Here is a 17793-nt window from a genome sequence, read left to right as displayed (position 1 = left end):
TGCACTTGAATGAAACAGTATGTGCAAAATTGACTCATAGGTGAAAATGGTTATTTTACTAAAAATTCAAAAAATAAAATATTAAGTAATTAATAATTAAAAATTAAATATAGTTGGCACACGCTTTGCAATGTTTATCTTGTAAATAAAATTCCCGAAGTGGAATCAGAATTTTGAATAAGTGTTAAAAATAATGAGGTGTGAAAATGAAAATAGGTGTCTTCTGTCCAATCGGAAATAATGGCTGGTTACTCTCTGAAAATGCACCGCAGTACATGCCGACTTTTGAGTTAAACAAACAAATCGTACAGCGCGCTGAGCACTATGGTTTCGATTTCGCACTTTCCATGATCAAGCTGCGTGGCTTTGGTGGCAAGACTGAATTTTGGGAACATAACCTGGAAACGTTTACCTTGATGGCAGGTCTTGCAGCTGTCACCAGCAAAATTAAAATTTTCGCAACTGCCGCAACTCTGGTAATGCCACCTGCAATTGTCGCGCGGATGGCATCAACCATTGATTCGATTTCAAATGGCCGTTTTGGTCTGAATGTCGTGACCGGCTGGCAGCCACCTGAATATACCCAAATGGGCATGTGGCCAGGTAATGACTATTTTGGCAAACGCTATGAATATCTGTCTGAGTATGTACAGATTCTTCGTGAACTTTGGGCGACTGGTAAATCAGACTTTAAAGGCGAACATTTCCAGATGGAAGACTGCCGTGTGAGCCCACGTCCACAAGCGGATATGAAAATTATCTGTGCAGGTCAGTCTGATGCAGGTTTAGAGTTTTCTGCACAATATGCCGACTACAACTTCGTATTTGGTAAAGGCCTGAATACTCCAACAGCTTATGCAGAAATTAATGACCGCCTAAAAGAAAAAACAGATGTGACTGGCCGTGATGTACAGACTTATGTGCTGTTTATGGTGATTGCTGCTGAAACCGATGAAGAAGCGCAAGCAAAATGGCAGCACTATAACGATGGTGCTGATATGGAAGCGATTAACTGGCTGATGAATCAAGGCGGTAAAGATACGACTTCTGGTACAGATACCAATATCCGTCAAATGGCTTCGAGTGTATCTCCAGTGAATATCAATATGGGTACGCTGGTGGGTTCTTATGAAAATGTGGCACGAATGTTGGATGAAATTGGCGAGATCAAGGGTACCGAAGGTGTGCTACTGACTTTTGATGATTTTATTCAAGGGGTTGAAGATTTCGGTCAGAAAATCCAGCCATTAATGAAATGCCGTGACCATATTGTCATTGAAGATGCAGCATCAGTTCTGGAGAAAAGCGCATGAGTAAATCAGTCGTGACAGCCGATTTTACTGAAAAACTCGGCACAGGAAAAACCCTTAAAGCTGAACCCGAAGCGATCTGTCTTGCACCAGAGCAAACAGCCTTGATTGTGATTGATATGCAGAATGCTTATACCTCGCAAGGCGGCTATCTGGATCTGGCGGGCTTTGATGTCTCAAAGACCAAGCCAGTAGTGGAAAATATTAAAAAGGCTGTTGATGCTGCACATGCAGCTGGTATTCAGGTGATTTATTTCAAAAATGGCTGGGATGCGGAATATAAGGAAGCGGGCGGTACGGATTCTCCGAATTTCCATAAATCCAATGCCTTAAAAACCATGCGTAAACGTCCTGAATTACAGGGGAAATTGCTGGCTAAAGGCGGTTGGGATTTTGAGCTGATTGATGAGTTAAAGCCACTGCCACAAGACCTGGTGATCGAAAAGCCACGTTATAGCGGTTTCTTTAATACCGCGCTGGACAGCATGTTACGTGTGCGTGGTATTCGTAATCTGGTCTTTGTCGGGATTGCCACCAACGTTTGTGTGGAATCGACGCTACGTGATGGCTTCTTCCTAGAGTATTTCGGTGTCGCACTTGCTGATGCCTGCCATCAGGCAGGTCCAGTCGAAGCGCATGAAGCCAGTCTGTATAACATCAAGACCTTCTTTGGCTGGGTGTCAGATACTGCAAATTTTGTCGAGACCTTTCAAAAAGAAAGTGAGTCACTAAAAGAAACTAAATTAGCTGTAAGTGCATAAAGAATTAAAGATCAGGATTAAGGAAAAAATAGTATGCCTAAAGAAATTATTATTCCAGCAGGAACATCGAAACCATTAGCACCGTATGTACCGGCAACCAAGGCAGACAATATTGTGTATGTATCCGGTACATTGGCTTTTGACGAAAATAATAATGTGGTGCATGTCGGTGATGCCGCAGCACAGACCCGTCATATTCTGGAAACCATCAAGCGTGTGATTGAGGAAGCCGGTGGCAGCATGGATGACGTAACGTTTAACCATGTCTTTGTCAAAGACTGGGCAGATTATGCTGCGATTAATGCAGTTTATGCAGAGTATTTCCCGGGAGATAAGCCGGCACGGTATTGCGTACAGACAGGTTTGGTCAAGCCTGATGCGCTGGTCGAAATTGCTTCGATTGCCCATGTATAAGCCGATCCACCTGATTCAATCTCATTACTAGATGCCCTAGGTCTGAAACTGAACATCGACTTGGGGTCGGGAGAACAGCATGAATGCCAAACTATCTAAAATCATCACAGAGACAGTTGCAGAAAATAACGCATTAAATAAGGTCTTGGCGACTAACGCATCTGGCGACATCTTTACCCAAGTCGATCAACAGATTTTCCGTCAGGGCATGTCCAATCTGGGTGCTGCGGTGAATGTGATTACCACGCAAGGCGATGCAGGAATGGCTGGATTTACCGCTTCGGCCGTATGCAGTGTGACAGATACACCACCAACGTTGCTGGTGTGCCTGAACCGTTCTGCGTCAGTTTATGAAACCTTTAAAAAGAATCAGGTGTTGTGTGTGAATACTTTGGCATCACATCAACAACATCTTTCCAATCTGTTTGGTGGAAAAACACCAATGGCAGAGCGTTTCAGTCAGGGGAACTGGAAAACCCTGGTGACCCAGTCGCCTGTACTTGAGGATGCCTTAGTCAGTTTTGACTGCGAGGTGGTCCAATGTTTATCCGTAGGCAGTCATGACGTGCTGTTCTGTGAGGTGAAAGCCATGTGCCAGAGTCAAGGCAATGCGCTGATGTACTTCAACCGTTCTTACTGTGAGCCACACAAAATGTGCTAATTCAATTCAATCCTAATCAAGGAGGGGAAGCCGATGCAAGAAAAAGAAATGTGGTTTCCAAAATTTAAGTCTTACCAAGGCAATCTCGATACCACACCCGTGCAAACAGATGAATATCTGCCTGCTGGAAAAAGTATTATTCTCGGGTTACAGCATGTGTTTGCCATGTTTGGTGCAACCGTGCTGGCACCCTTACTAATGGGGTTTGACCCCAATCTCACGATTTTCATTACCGGGATTGGCACCATTTTATTTTTCCTGATCACGGGCGGCCGATTGCCAAGTTATCTGGGATCCAGCTTTGCCTTTATTGGTGCGGTAGTCGCAGTGACGGGTTATTCTGGGGTTGGAGCGAATCCTAATATCGGACTGGCCCTTGGCGGCACCATTGCTTGCGGTATTGTCTATGCCTTGATTGGGCTGCTGGTGATGAAAACCGGTACCAACTGGATTGAAAAACTGATGCCACCTGTAGTGACAGGCGTGATCGTGATGATCATCGGTTTGAACCTGGCTCCAGTCGCGATTAAAAGCGTTTCAGCGAACCAGTTTGATTCGTGGATGGCATTAATCACCATTATCTGTATCAGTGTGATTGCTGTGTTTACCCGAGGAATGGTACGCCGTCTGTTGCTGTTATTGGGCTTGTTATTTTCCTATCTGATTTACTTCCTTTTCACAAACGTCATGGGCTTCGGATCTGCGATTGATTTTACCAAAGTCAGTGAAGCAGCATGGTTCGGTTTGCCGAATTTCCAGAGTCCGGTCTTTGAAATGAATGCCATGCTGATGATTGCACCAGTGGCGATTATTTTAGTGGCAGAAAATCTGGGGCACTTTAAGGCAGTCTCTGCTATGACCGATAAAAACCTGTCTCCATACATGGGTCGTGGTTTCTTTGCTGATGGTGTTTGTACTTCATTGTCAGCTTCTGTCGGTGGTACAGGCATGACCACTTATGCCGAAAATATCGGTGTAATGGCAGTCACCAAAGTTTATGCAACGACTGTATTTGTCTTTGCTGGTATCTTCGCTATTTTGCTCGGACTTTCACCTAAATTCGGTGCAGTGATCAGTACCATTCCAGTGGCCTTGTTGGGTGGTGCATCGATTGTCGTATTTGGTCTGATTACTGTGGCTGGTGCGAAAATCTGGGTAGATAACCGTGTTGATTTCACCAAGAACAGTACGCTGATTATTGGTGCAGTCTGTCTGATCATGGGCACAGGCAACTATAGCTTGCAGATTGGTGGTTTTGATCTGGGTGGTATTGGTACCGCAACTTTAGCTGCAATTCTATTGAATCTATTCCTGAACCGTGGTGAAGATAAAGAATTGCCAGCATCTGAACCAACTAAAACCGTAACTGAAGTTGAGGCTAAGCCAGTCGCTTAAAATGAGGAGCATTTTTTGAGTCATACAATTGCATTTTTAGGACTCGGGGCAATGGGCTGGCATATGGCCTCCCATCTGCCAAAACTTGGACATCAGGTTTGGGTCTGGAATCGAACTGAACAGAAAGCTATAGCGCATGCTGAAACTTTTGCAACACAGGCGGTGAGTATTGAGCAGGCAGTTCAGGCAGATTTTATCTTTTCCTGTTTGCCGACCAGTCAGGATGTGGAAGCATTAATTGCAGCCTATCCACCCAAACAAGGTGCAATCTGGATTGACTGTACCAGTGGGGTGCCAGAATCTGCAGAGAAACTGGCGAAACACTTGGAGCAACAAGGCAGTTTTTATCTGGATGCACCGGTTTCTGGCCAAACCATTGGAGCGGAACGCGGTACTTTAACTGTTATGGTCGGAGGCAATGAACAAGCCTTTGAACAAGCCAAACCGATTATTGAAGCCTTTGCTGGTCTGATTGAATATGTGGGAGAAAGTGGTTCTGGTTTTGCGGTAAAAGCCGTGAATAATACCCTAATGGCGACTCACTTGTGGGCCCTGGCTGAAGGGCTGACTGTACTGAAAGGACAGGGAGTTGATTTAAGCAGTGCACTAAACTGTATTAATCATTCTAGCGGTAAAAGCAGCATGTCGGAAAATATCATGGCGCAGCGTGTACTGAGCCGTGAGTTTCACAAGACCTTTGCGCTGGATTTATTGCAGAAAGATATTGGTATTGCCTTGGAACTGGTGCAGCAACAGCAACTGGATTTAACGGTGATGTCTTTGGTTCAGCAGGAGTTTCAGCAGATTTCCAAGCCACAGGCCAGCCAGCTGGATTTCTCCGCGGCGGTGCAAGGCTTGGAGCAACGTACTCAAATTGAATTAAGAGGATAATCTTTTCAAACAATATTAAAGACAGTGTTAAAGACGTTATAGCTATAGATATATCAGTTTAAAATTTAAAAAGCCGGGAATTTTAATTCCCGGCTTTATTATTGATAAGCCAGTTAAATAGCCTAGGCAGTTCTTAATTCTGCTGATTTGTCTGATATTCCTGAATCACTTCAAGCGCTGCACGGAAGGCTTCCTGAGTAGCAGGGGCACCGCAGTAAGGCAGGCTATGGAGTAGCACTTCCTGAATTTCTTCTACTGTTGCCCCATTATTCAAAGCGCCACGAACATGGCCTTTCAATTCAGTCGGGCTTTTTTGCGCAGTCAGAAAAGCAATGGTAATTAAAGAACGGTATTTACGTGGTAAAACCCCTTCACGTTGCCAGGTCGAACCCCAAGCATGTTCATTAATCCAGTCCTGTAAAGGTTGGGTAAAAGGAACTGTATTGTCTTGAGCGCGCTTTACAAAGCTTGCACCCATCACTTCAGTACGGACTTTCAAGCCATTTTCATAATCTTGTTGTGACATCATTGACCCTCAATTTTATTATGGGTCCTAGCTTAACGTTTTATACCGTAAATACCATCGTGCAATAGTCGTAAAAAAGTGGCTGAATAGCCACTTGAGATATCCAAAGTGAAGTCAAGAAATAACCTCACTTTGGAAAGCAAGATCCGATTTAGATAAGAGATCTATCAAGGACTGGTTGAATGTGAAGGTGCACTTTGAACTGAAGTATCGGTACCTGTTGCATCTGCTTTTGAAATATGAGGATTTTCCAGCTCCAATACTTCCTGTAAATGCAGATCGAAGACATCGGTCAACATACTGTCATAACGACGCGCATTATAGTGCAGTAACTTATTGGCTTCTTCTTCATTAATAAAGCCTTGTTCATGCGCATCAGCCACATGATCAGCAAAACTGAGTCCTTTAAATTGACCTTTGTTTTCGGCTTTCTTAAAGCGATCCCAAAGCTGCTCAATTTCCAGTAACATGGTGAAGGTTGATTCCATACGACCATTCACATCATCTTCCGCTGTGCTATAGAAAACATGCTTTTTCAGTACCTTCCGGAAAGCGTTATCTTCCATCATGACATTTGCGACTTCCTGTTTAAGTCGGTCAGATGGTTTCGCGACAGGGCGGCCAAATGGGAAACAGATGAGTTTGACCATGCCAGCAGCAACCCCGACCGGGAAATTGGCAAACAGGTCATAAAAGGCTTCCTGAGCTGTATATAAAGATTTCTCAATTGCCAATTGTGCATGCAGACGTTCAGCTTCGGTTTTTTTGCTATGTTCAAAGAATTTCAGGATTGCCGTCGCAATAAACAAATGGGCATGGATATCAGCCAGACGGCCAGAAAGCATTTCCTTGCGTTTAATATCACCGGCAAGTAAACCCAGACACATATCTGCAGTCAGGGCAAAGTTAGCACTGAGCCGGTTAATAATCTTGTAATAAGGACGGGTAAAATCAACCGCACTTTGTGGCGCAGCACTTGAACCCCCGCTAAAAGCATAGGCAAAAGAGCGGGCAGTCCGGTTAAAGGTATAACCCAGATGTTTAAACAACATAGTATCGAATGGATTCAGAGCGGCTTTCGGGTCTTCAGCTTGCAGAAGCTGTAATTCTTCATACAGATAAGGATGGCAACGCATCGAACCTTGACCAAAGATCATTAATGAACGGCTCAGAATATTGGCGCCTTCAACTGTAATCGATACTGGAATGGCCTGATAGTTGAGAGCCAGGAAGTTACGAGGCCCCATCTGAATCGCACGACCACCCACGACATCCATACCATGGTTAACAATTTTACGCATGGTCTCAGTGGCGTAGTATTTGGCAATCGCGGTCATGACTGCCGGTTTACCACCTTGATTCAGACCACAAGTCACTAAATAGCGGAATGCTTCCAGCATATAGGCATCACTGGCAATTTCACTATTGGCTTCCTGAACCCCTTCAAATTTACCCACCGAAATCTTGAATTGCTGACGGATTCGCGAAAACGCGCTGACATTCAGATAAGTCATTTCAGCACTGGAGGTAGACAAAGCCGGTAGGGAGATACCACGACCAACCGCTAGACATTCCATCAGCATACGCCAGCCTTTACCGGCATTTTTCACACCACCAATGATCCAGTCTAAAGGAATAAATACATCCTTACCTTCAACAGTGCCATTCATAAAAGGGGAGCCAGGATTATGTCGTGGACCGACTTTTACCCCTTCATGATTGGCCGGTAGCAAGGCACAAGTAATCCCATAATCTGTTTTATCACCGAGTAAATGATCAGGGTCATACATTTTAAAAGCCAGTCCAACTACAGTGGCTATCGGTGCCAAAGTAATCCAGCGTTTGGAGAAATTCATTCTCAATCCCAAGACTTCCTGACCTTCAAACTGTCCATAACACACGACACCAGTATCTGGAATCGCACCGGCATCTGAACCGGCCTCAGGACTGGTCAGACCAAAACATGGGATTTCTTCACCTTTGGCCAGACCGGGTAAATAACGATCTTTCTGTTCATCAGTACCGTAATGCAGCAGTAGCTCACCCGGCCCGAGAGAGTTAGGCACCATACAGCTCACAGCAGCAGTGAGAGAGCGTGAAGAAATTTTGCTCATCACCCGGCTTTGAGCAAAGGAACTAAAGGCACGACCGCCGTATTCTTTGGGAATAATTAGTCCCAAGAAACCATTATCTTTAATATATTGCCAGATATGTTCAGGCAGCATTTTCTTCTCATGAATTTCCCATTCATCCAGCATGCTACACAGCGTTTCGACTTCGTTATCCAAGAATGCCTGTTCCTCAATGGAAAGTTTTGGATAAGGATAGCTATTAAAGGTTTCCCAGTTCGGTGCACCCATAAAGAGTTCTTTTTCCCACCAGCTGGTACCAGAATCCAAAGCTTCACGTTCTGTCGGGCTAATGCTTGGCATGGCATCCGCTAAAGCCTTATAGGCTGGCCTGGAAATGAAAGATATACGCAAAGGTTCGATCATGACGACCAGACTGATCAGGATCAGGGGAATACCCAGAATCAGTGACCAAGGACTGATAAAGGCACAAACCACTGACATGACAATCAGGGTAATTGCACCAGGGGTACGGGAGAGTTGAAAAAAGAAAATCGCCCATAAACTGGCAATGAGAAGAAGTACGGCGAAAATAAATAGCATTGTTATATTTCTCCAGGGTCATACAATTGTGATGCTGCCGATCTCCCTAAGGTGTCTTCTTAAGACTTGATCAATTTTTTTACATCGCTTAAGCAACTGGCAAATTCACAATTGTTCTTGTGAGAACGATCGTTATTAAATATTTCAACGATATATTGAAGTGTTTTATCTGTTTTTGAGATTGTTTGAAAAATGCGCAGTCTTCAAGTGAGAACACGCAAAGAAATGTGAAGATAAGTAATAACTTAATCTCTAAGAGAGGGTAGGTGAAATAATTAAAAAGTGAACAAATATAAATTTAGTTAGGCATAAAAAAGCCCTCTACTTGAGAGGGCTTTGATCTAAGTCATTTTAAGCTTCAATCGCCTGTACAGCGATTTTTTTTGCAGGATCAACTTTACGGCGTACTTCCGGAACCGGTTCACCATAGTATTGACGATCTGCAAAGTAACTTGAACGTACCATCGGTGCTGACCAGATATTCTTAAAGCCAAGCTTACGGCCATGTTCTGCATAACGTTCGAATTCTTCTGGCGTTACAAAACGGTCGATTGGGGCATGCTGTTTAGATGGCTGTAGATACTGGCCAATCGTTACATAATCCACGTCATGCGCTTTCAGGTCGTCTAACAGAGCGAGAACTTCTTCTTCAGTTTCACCAATACCCACCATCAAACCACATTTGGTTGGAATTTCTGGGCAATAATCTTTAAACATTTTCAACAGATTTAAAGAGTGCTGATAATCAGAACCTGGACGCATGGCTTTATACAGACGTGGCACAGTTTCGATGTTGTGGTTAAACACGTCTGGTGGACATTCAGTCATGATGCGTAAAGCGATGTCCATACGACCACGGAAATCAGGTACCAGAATTTCCAGCAAAGTCTTTGGGCTCAAAGCACGGGCTTCTTTAATACAATCTACAAAATGCTGTGCACCACCATCCAGCAGGTCATCACGGTCAACTGAAGTGATGACTGCATATTTCAGACCCAGGTTGGCAATCGTTTCTGCCATATGACGCGGCTCGTCTGGATCGAGTGCATTTGGGCGACCATGTGCTACATCACAGAACGGACAGCGACGCGTACAAATATCACCCATAATCATAAAGGTTGCTGTACCCCCACCAAAACATTCAGGCAGGTTCGGACAGGCGGCTTCTTCACATACGGTATGCAGTTTTTGCTGACGAAGTGTAGTTTTAATACGCTGAACTTCCTCGGGAGCGGCCATTTTCACGCGGATCCAGTCCGGCTTACGTGGCGTTTCAACCGTAGGAACAACTTTTACAGGAATACGGGCGACCTTTTCTGCGCCGCGAAGTTTGATACCCTGTTCAGGTTTACGGTTTTCAGACATATATAACTTTTCCACTGTTTTGAAGGAGGGAGATAAATCAAAGTTAACACTTTTTTAATTATAACGAAACTCGGGTGAAATAGGGCGAAATGGATTATTCATTTAAAAAATGTTCTTATCACACAATATATGTAAGTTAAATACACCAAATTGGCAGCAATTACGTCATAATATAGCGTAGATTAAAGCAAAATTTTTTAATTTTAAGGAGCGTTGAATGCCACGTAAAAAAGAGGTCGTTAGTGGGACTTTCGTTAAGTACGATGCGGTAGTTCTAGGTTCAGGCCCTGCGGGCGAAGGCGCGGCAATGAAACTTGCCAAATCTGGTAAGCGTGTTGCAATTGTGGATATGCGTGAACAGCTGGGTGGTAACTGTACTCACGTAGGTACGATTCCAAGTAAGGCATTGCGTCAAACGGTATCCAGCATTATCCGTTATCAACGTGATCCAATGTTTCAAAAAGTAGGTGAATGGAAACAATTCACCATGAAACAAGTACTGCGCAATGCACATAAAGTGATTCAGCAGCAAGTGGATACTCACTCACGTTTTTATGACCGTAACAAGATTGATATCTATCATGGTCGTGCTTATATTCAAGACGAAAATACGATCTTTGTATTCACACCAGATGGCATAAAAGAAACCATTATGTTCCAGCAACTGGTGATTGCGACTGGTTCGCGTCCATATCGTCCAGAGATTCTGGATTTCAATCATCCACGTGTATTTGATTCAGACAAAATTCTGGATCTGGATTTCTCGATCCAAAAAATCATTATTTATGGTGCAGGTGTGATTGGCTGTGAATATGCATCGATCTTTATTGGTCTGGGACATAAGGTTGACCTGATTAATACCCAACCAAAACTGCTGAGCTATTTGGATGATGAAATCTCTGATGCGCTGTCTTATCACTTACGTGAACAGGGTGTATTGATCCGTCATAATGAACAGATCGACTTCCTTGAAACTTCTGATGATTATGTGGTTCTGCATACACAAAGCGGCAAGAAAATTAAGGCAGATGCGATTCTGTGGTGTAATGGCCGTTCGGGGAATACTGACGGTTTAGGCCTTGAAAATATTGGATTGAAACCAAACAGCCGCGGTCAATTAACCGTGAATGAGCAGTATCAGACTGAAGTCGAAAATATCTATGCTGCAGGTGACGTGATTGGCTGGCCATCATTGGCTTCTGCTGCCTATGACCAAGGTCGTTGCGCAGGTGCCAACATGAGCGGTGAACAAGACGTTGCACCGGTGACTGATATTCCGACTGGTATTTATACCATTCCGGAAATTTCTTCGATCGGTAAAACTGAGCAGCAGTTGACTGAAGAAAAAATCCCGTATGAAGTGGGTCAGGCTTCTTTCCGTCATCTGGCGCGTGCACAGATTACTGGTGATACGGTTGGTGAATTAAAAATCCTGTTCCACCGCGATACGCTGGAAGTTCTGGGTGTGCATTGCTTTGGTAATAATGCATCAGAGATTATCCATATTGGTCAGGCAGTCATGAACAGCCCGAACAATACGATCAAGTATTTTGTGGAAACTACATTCAACTATCCAACGATGGCAGAAGCTTATCGTGTGGCAACATTGAATGGTATGAACCGTTTATTCTAATTTGATTTATTCAGGTTAGATCAAAAACCCGCAAGTTCGATTTGCGGGTTTTTTATTTTATAGATTGAAAAAGTTCAATCTGGTCAGTAAGTCTAGTGATTAAGCTGCCATTTTGCGGCATTCTTCAGCACAGCGACGGCAAGCTTCGGCACATTGCTGGCAATGATCATCCTCATGATGGCCACATTCTTCTACACAATAATCGCAAGCTTTAGCACATAGCTCGCAAATCTCTTTGATAAATGGAGATTGCTTTTGTTGCATGCGGGCGCAGAGCTGACACAGATCAGCACAGTCCAGACAGCGCTGGATACATTCCCGCATCATTTCTAAATGTTCTTCTTTCAGGCAGGCACTGGCACAGTTAGTACAGGCCAGAGAGCAGGTCATACATGCGCGAACACAATCTGAAAACTGAATCTCATTCATTTTCTTCTCCTTTTTGCAGCTATAGCAATGGCTTGTTTTTTTAATACGCTAAGCAGAAAAGGAAAAATACACTAGGCAGTTTGAGTGAGAAAAAGTAATCCGATTGCCGATTTTGTTAAAAGCTGTATTTTTAAAAAATTTAATTTAAAACCTCTATCCTGATATTCCCAAAATAGGATGACTAAAAATTTAAAAATAAAACCATTGAGGCGGTCATTCCTCAATGGCGGAAAATCTACATGATGAGTCGTTATTGTCGAAGGCTTAAATGACCTTTCTCTTTATTATATTTTTATGGTGATTAAAATGGACGACTACCTGCCAGGCTGATACGTTTTAATAAACGGCGCTGATCAGCAGGGAAAGGACGGCGTGAATGTAGAGTAACCTGATTGTCCCAGAACACGATATCGCCTGCTTCCCAATTGTGCTCATAAGCGAATTCAGGTTTTAAGACATGCTCACGTAATTTTGCAATCAGTTCACTACCTGCCTGATCGTCATAATTCACTAATTCAACTTCAGTATGGGTATTTAACCAAAGTGCTTTACGGCCAGATTCAGGATGGGTGCGTACCAGTGGGTGCGGATAGGCATGACCTAAAATTGGCTGATCTTTAAAGCGATATTTTGGTATATTTCCCGCATACGTATTACCACCTTTATTGCTCTGGAAGCGTACAAATGGATTATAGGTAATGAGTTGTAACTGATCGATTTGTGCTTTGGTTTCTTCATCTAATGCTTCATAAGCCTTGATGGTATTAATCCAGGACGTCTGGCCACCGTCTTTTGGCAGTTCAATGGCATAAAGTAAAGAGCCAAAAGATGGTAGCGGTGTCCACTGGTGATCGGCATGCGGGGCAAGTTCACCATGGCCGGTGTAATCCCCTTGACCGACTGCATTGGAAACTGGTACGACATCAGGTGGAGTGCCGGTATCTGTTTTAGAAGCCAGTACTGGCGTGTCAGCATCTGGACGGAAGATTGAACCGAAATAGGTGGCAAATGCCAGATACTGTAGATCATCCAGACTTTGATTCTTAAAGATCAGGATCAAATGTTCAGCCAGAGCCTGCTTCAGACGCAGGATGGTTTCGCCAGATTGGGCTTTATGGGCATCGAGGCCATAAACCACTGCGCCTAGGGCTTGATCTGCCTGCGGGACAATTTTGATTTCATCAGTATTCTGGAACTGATCTTGCTGATGCCAGCGTGGTGCATCGTGAATGGCTTGTGAAAGTTGGGTCAAACTTGTCATTGGAAAGTCTCTGAATTTTCTTGTTGCAGAAAATCTAAAAAAATCCAGAGTAAAAATAAAATCATAAGAATTGCTAAACTTATGAAAAACCGAATAAAAATATCTAAATGATTGATTTGTTATCTTTTAATTAAAATGGCAAAACAAAGTCCTAAAGCTGCTGAAAAATGTCAAATATTTGACAATTAATGTGCACAAAACGCCTGATTAAAGTACTCAAACAGTTCTGGAGTCTGGCTCCAGAGCCATAAAGAAATAGAGAGGAGAAGTACCATCGCTACCGCAATGGAAAGCTTGAGCAGAAAGGTCGAATCAGTCATGTACGATTTGCTCCTCATTTACCCATAAGTGCACCAGTACGCCAAAAATACTTAAGGCAATCGACAACATCCATACCGCATTATAGTTACCACTCATGTCATGGTTTACACCACCGAGCCAGCCGCCAAAGAATGAACCGACCTGATGGGTAAAGAATACAATCCCGCTGAGCATAGTTAGATATTTCACGCCAAACATATTGGCAACAATACCGTTGGTCAGTGGTACGGTGGAAAGCCATAATAATCCCATGATGACACCAAACGCATAGACCGTCCAGGTGCTTAAAGGCAGCATCAAAAAGGCGATAATCGCAATCCCGCGCAGACCGTATAAGCCCATTAGCAGACGTGGTTTGGAATACTTTCCACCGAGCCAGCCAGCCGTATAGGTACCGACAACATTAAACAGGCCCACCAGCGCCAGGAAAATGGTGCCAGTTGTAGCATTGAATCCATGATCAATCAGATAACCCGGCAGGTGAATCCCGATAAAGACCACCTGAAAGCCACAGACAAAAAAGCCCATCGCCAGAAACCAGAACGGCTTATGGTTTTTGACTACCACTAAAATCTGTTTAAAGCTGAGAGATACCTTATTCGGCGTAGATACAGTATTTGGATCGACATACATCGGGGCTTTTAGCATCCAGGCCAAAGGTACAATCAAAGCGATTAAAATTGCGCTGACGACAAGTGCTGCTGACCAGCCGACATTCTGTAAAAGTAACAGCGTTGAGGGCAGCATAATAAACTGGCCGAAGGAGCCTGCTGCACTGGCAATCCCCATTGCCAGACTGCGTTTTTCAGGTGGTGCAGCTCGTCCAACCGCAGACAATAAAACCGGGAAAGAGGTGGCAGACAAGGCCAGACCTAAAATCAGTCCGACGCTGAGATTCAATAATAATCCGGTTGAACTGACAGCCATCAATAACAGGCCAAGCGCATATAAAGCACCGCCAATGGCAACGACAATCTTGCTGCCATATTTATCAGCGAAGGCACCAGTAATGGGCTGAACAGCACCCCAGATCAGGTTTTGCATGGCAATGGCTAAACTAAAGACATTATGACCCCAGCCAAATTCTTCACTCATTGGCACCAGATATAGGCCAAATGCATGACGAATCCCCAAAGATAAAGCCAGAATAATGGCAGCGCCAATCAGCATAAAAATCAGGGTTCTGGAAAATTGACTGTCAGCCATAAGTCATTCATGCATATAAAGTTGATAGGTATAGTATTCGATTCAACCTAGAGAGGCGATAAAATAAAAATTAATCAAACGATAAATTTTTTTTATAGCTGTATATAACGTCAGAAAACAGAACAACGGCCGTAGCCGTTGTTCTGAAGTATTCAGTTTTTTTAATGAAAGAATTAATTGATTAGAAACGCATCCCGAATCCGGCATAGGCCAGAATTGGATTAACTTCAATATCGGCTTTGGAGCGAATCAGTTCACCTAGATTTGCATCTGTTACCGTAATCGTGGTGTCATTTTTCAGATGAGCATAAGATACAGAACCTACCGCGAACCAGGTATCATTAAAGTCATAAGTGAAGCCGACAGTCGCGACAGGAGCAAAGGCATCAGACGCTTCCAGATCTACTGTAGGATTGGCATTGCTCGGTTTACCTTCCAGTGAAGCTCCGGCATTGCCTTCTTTGATATTGGCAATCATATGACCGGCTGCAATCAAATCCTGTTCAGTACGCGGGTTAATCTCCAATTCATTAAAGTAAGCGTACATTACCCCTAAGCCGACATAAGGGCGAAACTTATTAACTCCGGTTTTTCCAAAATGATATTGTAATTCAAAGGCAGGCGTCCAAGCACGTGCTGACGCTGCAGGACCATGAGCTTCTAAATCAGTAATAAAAATATCATTTTGCAGATCGATATTCAGGAATTCTAAAGGCAAACTACCGATTTGAGGTGTAGCGATCGCAGCGAAAGGAGCATAAATTTTTCCTTTGCCCTGTAAGTCCACTTTGGGTGGAATGCCGGCTTTCATTTCAAGTGATACGTGATCGGTAAAAAAGTAATTACTTAAAATCCCAAGGGTAGTGACATCATCTGCTTCCAGACCTGTGCCTGGATTATTCCACTCCTCCAACCCTTGAATTCGTGAACTACCGCTGAGTCCACTACCTAATTCACCACCGGTAAAAAAACCCAGAAATTCTAATGCTGCTGCAAGACCCTCTTGGTCAACATTAGAATTCAAGTTATTCAATACGGTATCGACTTGAATAGCACCATTTCTGGCAACTTCACCATTTTTTACAGCAGTATTAACTTGAAAGGGCTGAGCTTTTCCTTGTGGCATGACATGCAGTGCACCGACTGAAACGGAAAATCGTTTAAAGCCATCGCCATCCTGTAGGCTGAAATATGGGGATTCTGCATGTGCAAGCAGGGGTAATGTGGCTAGACCTGCCATGCATACCATGATTGTCTTCATTGTTCAGAGGACTCCTTGTCCGTGGTAGTTATTTGTTTTTCTATTGAACAATTTAGTTAAATCTCACCAATTTACACAGTTACAGAACGAGTAGTGAAAAGTTAACAGAAAGTAAAAAATGCCAAAGTTTGTATAAATTGTATTAATAAAATATATATTTATGTAAAAATTATTATGAATAGTGAAGATAAATAGGATATTAATTTTTATAAAATTTTCAGTTTTATCGAAGTAATAGAATAATAAGTGGGTAACATTTTTCTCATTAATCTAAGTTTTAAATAATGATTTAAGCTTTCTATCCTGGACGTGATTTGTACAAGAAATCAGGAAATTTTCTGCTTTAAACTCACTAGAAAAAGCTTGAATAAATTTAGCTAACCGATGGTACACAGCAGATAGAGTTTTTTTGTACAATAGCCGCATAAATTATTGAGTATTGCGCATGAGCTCCCAAAATTCTCCCAAGAAAAAGCCACTGGTTAATTTACCTTTTCCATTAAAACAGGCAGAACAATCTGCTTCAGATGAAGTTCTGGAAGATCTGCGACCTAAACCGCAGCGTTATGCTGATCGGACCTGGATGCCACCTCGTGGTACACGCCGTTCAATGGGCAAACGTTAATAAATAAAAAAGCCATGAAGTTCATGGCTTTTTTATGAGTAAAATTTGAGATTTTCTTAGCGAACTGTTTTACGCGCCTTATTTTCAGGTTTTGGCGGGGCAATCTCACGATCGCCTTTCCAGACATCAATAAAGTCTTTTTCATTGATATTATAAAGTTCCAGTAGCGCCAGAATTACGGCACCAAACAGCATGGAACCTTCAGAATTATTCTGAAAGTCAAAAATCTTGCCATTCAGGTTATGCAGAATATCTTCAATTTCGAATACACGATCACGACCATTGCTGTCGACCGGATAAATCTGAGTATTGAGCAGAATCTTGGCCAGACTCTTTTCATTATCGGTCAGTGCCAGAACATCAATCAGCTCATCTGTCGCCGGAGTAAAAATCACTGAATCCCGGAAGATGGTATGCAGGAATTGCGACGTAATTTTCGGAAGCGCTTTTTCTACAAAAGGCCGGAAAGATTGCGGAAAAATGACATTGTGGGAAATGCCTTTGAACATAGGAGCAATTTCTTCAACTTTATAGCCTGCAATGCCACAACCAACTGAAGTAATAAAATATTTAATTTTAGGATGGTTCTTGGTGTAAATCTTGAAGTCATCAATATAGTGCTGGATCTGTGAGAGAGGCATCTGTTGCAAATGCTCATTCATAGTCGGAATGGCATAACTTTGACCTGCCCAGCCACGACCAACCCCCATGACCGCCCCAAAATGCTCATAAGCTGTTCGAGCTGCGCCTCCGGCATGTTGTCCAGCCAAGTTGCTTCCGAAAACAAATACCGTATTTTCTGGCAGAGATTTAACAATACTTTCATCGTGATAATGGTAAGTCATGGCTTTTTTATTCGATGTCCTGATTAGCTTCATGTTGCCTTTGAACGCTATAAGGGTCAAGGTGAAATTAATCTTTATTACATCATCAGATAAAGCAGAACTTTATACAGAAATTTTGCCTCAATAGCGAATAAGCTAGAATGAAGTAATGAGCCGGCTCGAAATTTATATTGATTCAATTTTGATAGAAAAGTTTAGATCTAAAACGACTTAAGAC

Annotated in this window: 17 protein-coding genes; 8 read left to right on the top strand and 9 right to left on the bottom strand. The window is 43.0% G+C overall.

Annotated elements, in window-relative coordinates:
* Nucleotides 1–206 precede the first annotated feature (206 nt).
* From rutA to AC4MCD_RS09555, 6 genes are all read left to right on the top strand, one after another.
* Nucleotides 207–1313 (top strand): pyrimidine utilization protein A, encoded by a 1107-nt coding sequence (rutA, locus tag AC4MCD_RS09580; protein WP_334134664.1) that lies wholly within the window; start codon nucleotides 207–209, stop codon nucleotides 1311–1313.
* On the top strand, nucleotides 1310–2071 hold the full coding sequence (gene rutB, locus AC4MCD_RS09575; RefSeq protein ID WP_491875974.1) for a pyrimidine utilization protein B: 762 nt from the start codon (nucleotides 1310–1312) through the stop codon (nucleotides 2069–2071). Before rutA ends, rutB begins: the two co-directional genes overlap by 4 nt.
* A gap of 33 nt (nucleotides 2072–2104) precedes the next feature.
* Nucleotides 2105–2485 (top strand): pyrimidine utilization protein C, encoded by a 381-nt coding sequence (gene rutC, locus AC4MCD_RS09570; RefSeq protein ID WP_004646493.1) that lies wholly within the window; start codon nucleotides 2105–2107, stop codon nucleotides 2483–2485.
* 145 nt (nucleotides 2486–2630) lie between these two features.
* A complete protein-coding gene (gene rutF / locus AC4MCD_RS09565) occupies nucleotides 2631–3146 on the top strand; it encodes an NADH-dependent FMN reductase RutF (protein WP_419363536.1) in 516 nt (171 codons plus the stop codon).
* A gap of 33 nt (nucleotides 3147–3179) precedes the next feature.
* Nucleotides 3180–4541 carry a pyrimidine utilization transport protein G gene (rutG, locus tag AC4MCD_RS09560; protein WP_491875973.1) on the top strand — a complete coding sequence of 454 codons (1362 nt, stop codon included), beginning with the start codon at nucleotides 3180–3182 and terminating at the stop codon, nucleotides 4539–4541.
* Between the two features lie 51 nt (nucleotides 4542–4592).
* Nucleotides 4593–5432, top strand: coding sequence for an NAD(P)-dependent oxidoreductase (locus AC4MCD_RS09555; protein WP_491876855.1), 840 nt, complete (start codon nucleotides 4593–4595; stop codon nucleotides 5430–5432).
* A gap of 133 nt (nucleotides 5433–5565) precedes the next feature.
* Here AC4MCD_RS09555 and AC4MCD_RS09550 read toward each other — a convergent pair whose 3' ends face one another.
* From AC4MCD_RS09550 to lipA, 3 genes are all read right to left on the bottom strand, one after another.
* Nucleotides 5566–5958, bottom strand: a complete 393-nt coding sequence (locus AC4MCD_RS09550; RefSeq protein WP_166137136.1) for a carboxymuconolactone decarboxylase family protein — start codon at nucleotides 5956–5958, stop codon at nucleotides 5566–5568.
* 167 nt (nucleotides 5959–6125) lie between these two features.
* Nucleotides 6126–8630, bottom strand: coding sequence for an acyl-CoA dehydrogenase (locus AC4MCD_RS09545; RefSeq protein ID WP_491875972.1), 2505 nt, complete (start codon nucleotides 8628–8630; stop codon nucleotides 6126–6128).
* Nucleotides 8631–8981: 351 nt separating this feature from the next.
* A complete protein-coding gene (gene lipA, locus AC4MCD_RS09540) occupies nucleotides 8982–9995 on the bottom strand; it encodes a lipoyl synthase (protein WP_004782741.1) in 1014 nt (337 codons plus the stop codon).
* A 217-nt stretch (nucleotides 9996–10212) separates the two neighbouring features.
* On the opposite strand from lipA, the gene sthA reads away from it, so the two are divergent.
* Complete coding sequence (gene sthA, locus AC4MCD_RS09535; RefSeq protein ID WP_005234884.1) at nucleotides 10213–11628, top strand: Si-specific NAD(P)(+) transhydrogenase; 1416 nt, start codon at nucleotides 10213–10215, stop codon at nucleotides 11626–11628.
* Nucleotides 11629–11727: 99 nt separating this feature from the next.
* On the opposite strand, the gene AC4MCD_RS09530 is transcribed toward sthA, so the two are convergent.
* The 5 genes from AC4MCD_RS09530 to AC4MCD_RS09510 all read right to left on the bottom strand — a co-directional run bounded on the left by AC4MCD_RS09530 (nucleotide 11728) and on the right by AC4MCD_RS09510 (nucleotide 16106).
* Complete coding sequence (locus tag AC4MCD_RS09530; protein WP_004782738.1) at nucleotides 11728–12057, bottom strand: four-helix bundle copper-binding protein; 330 nt, start codon at nucleotides 12055–12057, stop codon at nucleotides 11728–11730.
* Nucleotides 12058–12358: 301 nt separating this feature from the next.
* Nucleotides 12359–13318 carry a TauD/TfdA dioxygenase family protein gene (locus AC4MCD_RS09525; RefSeq protein WP_491875971.1) on the bottom strand — a complete coding sequence of 320 codons (960 nt, stop codon included), beginning with the start codon at nucleotides 13316–13318 and terminating at the stop codon, nucleotides 12359–12361.
* Nucleotides 13319–13503: 185 nt separating this feature from the next.
* Complete coding sequence (locus tag AC4MCD_RS09520) at nucleotides 13504–13638, bottom strand: hypothetical protein (protein WP_277343749.1); 135 nt, start codon at nucleotides 13636–13638, stop codon at nucleotides 13504–13506.
* Nucleotides 13631–14845 carry an MFS transporter gene (locus tag AC4MCD_RS09515; RefSeq protein WP_491875970.1) on the bottom strand — a complete coding sequence of 405 codons (1215 nt, stop codon included), beginning with the start codon at nucleotides 14843–14845 and terminating at the stop codon, nucleotides 13631–13633. Before AC4MCD_RS09515 ends, AC4MCD_RS09520 begins: the two co-directional genes overlap by 8 nt.
* Nucleotides 14846–15026: 181 nt before the next feature.
* Nucleotides 15027–16106: an OmpW/AlkL family protein gene (locus AC4MCD_RS09510; RefSeq protein WP_166137148.1), complete on the bottom strand. Its 1080-nt coding sequence runs from the start codon at nucleotides 16104–16106 to the stop codon at nucleotides 15027–15029.
* 445 nt (nucleotides 16107–16551) lie between these two features.
* On the opposite strand from AC4MCD_RS09510, the gene AC4MCD_RS09505 reads away from it, so the two are divergent.
* The gene (locus AC4MCD_RS09505) at nucleotides 16552–16731 is read left to right on the top strand and encodes a hypothetical protein (protein WP_004782731.1); all 180 of its coding nucleotides are present in this window, start codon (nucleotides 16552–16554) and stop codon (nucleotides 16729–16731) included.
* Nucleotides 16732–16787: 56 nt separating this feature from the next.
* Here the strand turns inward: AC4MCD_RS09505 and AC4MCD_RS09500 are convergent, their stop codons facing one another.
* Nucleotides 16788–17576: an A1S_2505 family phage non-structural protein gene (locus tag AC4MCD_RS09500; protein WP_034580895.1), complete on the bottom strand. Its 789-nt coding sequence runs from the start codon at nucleotides 17574–17576 to the stop codon at nucleotides 16788–16790.
* Nucleotides 17577–17793: the final 217 nt, after the last annotated feature.

It is taken from the genome of Acinetobacter sp. CAU_H_78, assembly GCF_058599365.1.
The sequence above is the reverse complement of the archived record's forward strand: the minus strand, read 5'-3'. Positions and strand labels throughout refer to the sequence as shown.

Coding starts and splice junctions, on each gene's coding strand:
- rutA (WP_334134664.1), top strand. CDS start 207: ATGAAAATAGGTGTCTTCTGTCCAATCGGAAATAATGGCTGGTTACTC.
- rutB (WP_491875974.1), top strand. CDS start 1,310: ATGAGTAAATCAGTCGTGACAGCCGATTTTACTGAAAAACTCGGCACA.
- rutC (WP_004646493.1), top strand. CDS start 2,105: ATGCCTAAAGAAATTATTATTCCAGCAGGAACATCGAAACCATTAGCA.
- rutG (WP_491875973.1), top strand. CDS start 3,180: ATGCAAGAAAAAGAAATGTGGTTTCCAAAATTTAAGTCTTACCAAGGC.
- AC4MCD_RS09555 (WP_491876855.1), top strand. CDS start 4,593: ATGGGCTGGCATATGGCCTCCCATCTGCCAAAACTTGGACATCAGGTT.
- AC4MCD_RS09550 (WP_166137136.1), bottom strand. CDS start 5,958: ATGTCACAACAAGATTATGAAAATGGCTTGAAAGTCCGTACTGAAGTG.
- AC4MCD_RS09545 (WP_491875972.1), bottom strand. CDS start 8,630: ATGCTATTTATTTTCGCCGTACTTCTTCTCATTGCCAGTTTATGGGCG.
- lipA (WP_004782741.1), bottom strand. CDS start 9,995: ATGTCTGAAAACCGTAAACCTGAACAGGGTATCAAACTTCGCGGCGCA.
- sthA (WP_005234884.1), top strand. CDS start 10,213: ATGCCACGTAAAAAAGAGGTCGTTAGTGGGACTTTCGTTAAGTACGAT.
- AC4MCD_RS09530 (WP_004782738.1), bottom strand. CDS start 12,057: ATGAATGAGATTCAGTTTTCAGATTGTGTTCGCGCATGTATGACCTGC.
- AC4MCD_RS09525 (WP_491875971.1), bottom strand. CDS start 13,318: ATGACAAGTTTGACCCAACTTTCACAAGCCATTCACGATGCACCACGC.
- AC4MCD_RS09520 (WP_277343749.1), bottom strand. CDS start 13,638: ATGACTGATTCGACCTTTCTGCTCAAGCTTTCCATTGCGGTAGCGATG.
- AC4MCD_RS09515 (WP_491875970.1), bottom strand. CDS start 14,845: ATGGCTGACAGTCAATTTTCCAGAACCCTGATTTTTATGCTGATTGGC.
- AC4MCD_RS09510 (WP_166137148.1), bottom strand. CDS start 16,106: ATGAAGACAATCATGGTATGCATGGCAGGTCTAGCCACATTACCCCTG.
- AC4MCD_RS09505 (WP_004782731.1), top strand. CDS start 16,552: ATGAGCTCCCAAAATTCTCCCAAGAAAAAGCCACTGGTTAATTTACCT.
- AC4MCD_RS09500 (WP_034580895.1), bottom strand. CDS start 17,576: ATGACTTACCATTATCACGATGAAAGTATTGTTAAATCTCTGCCAGAA.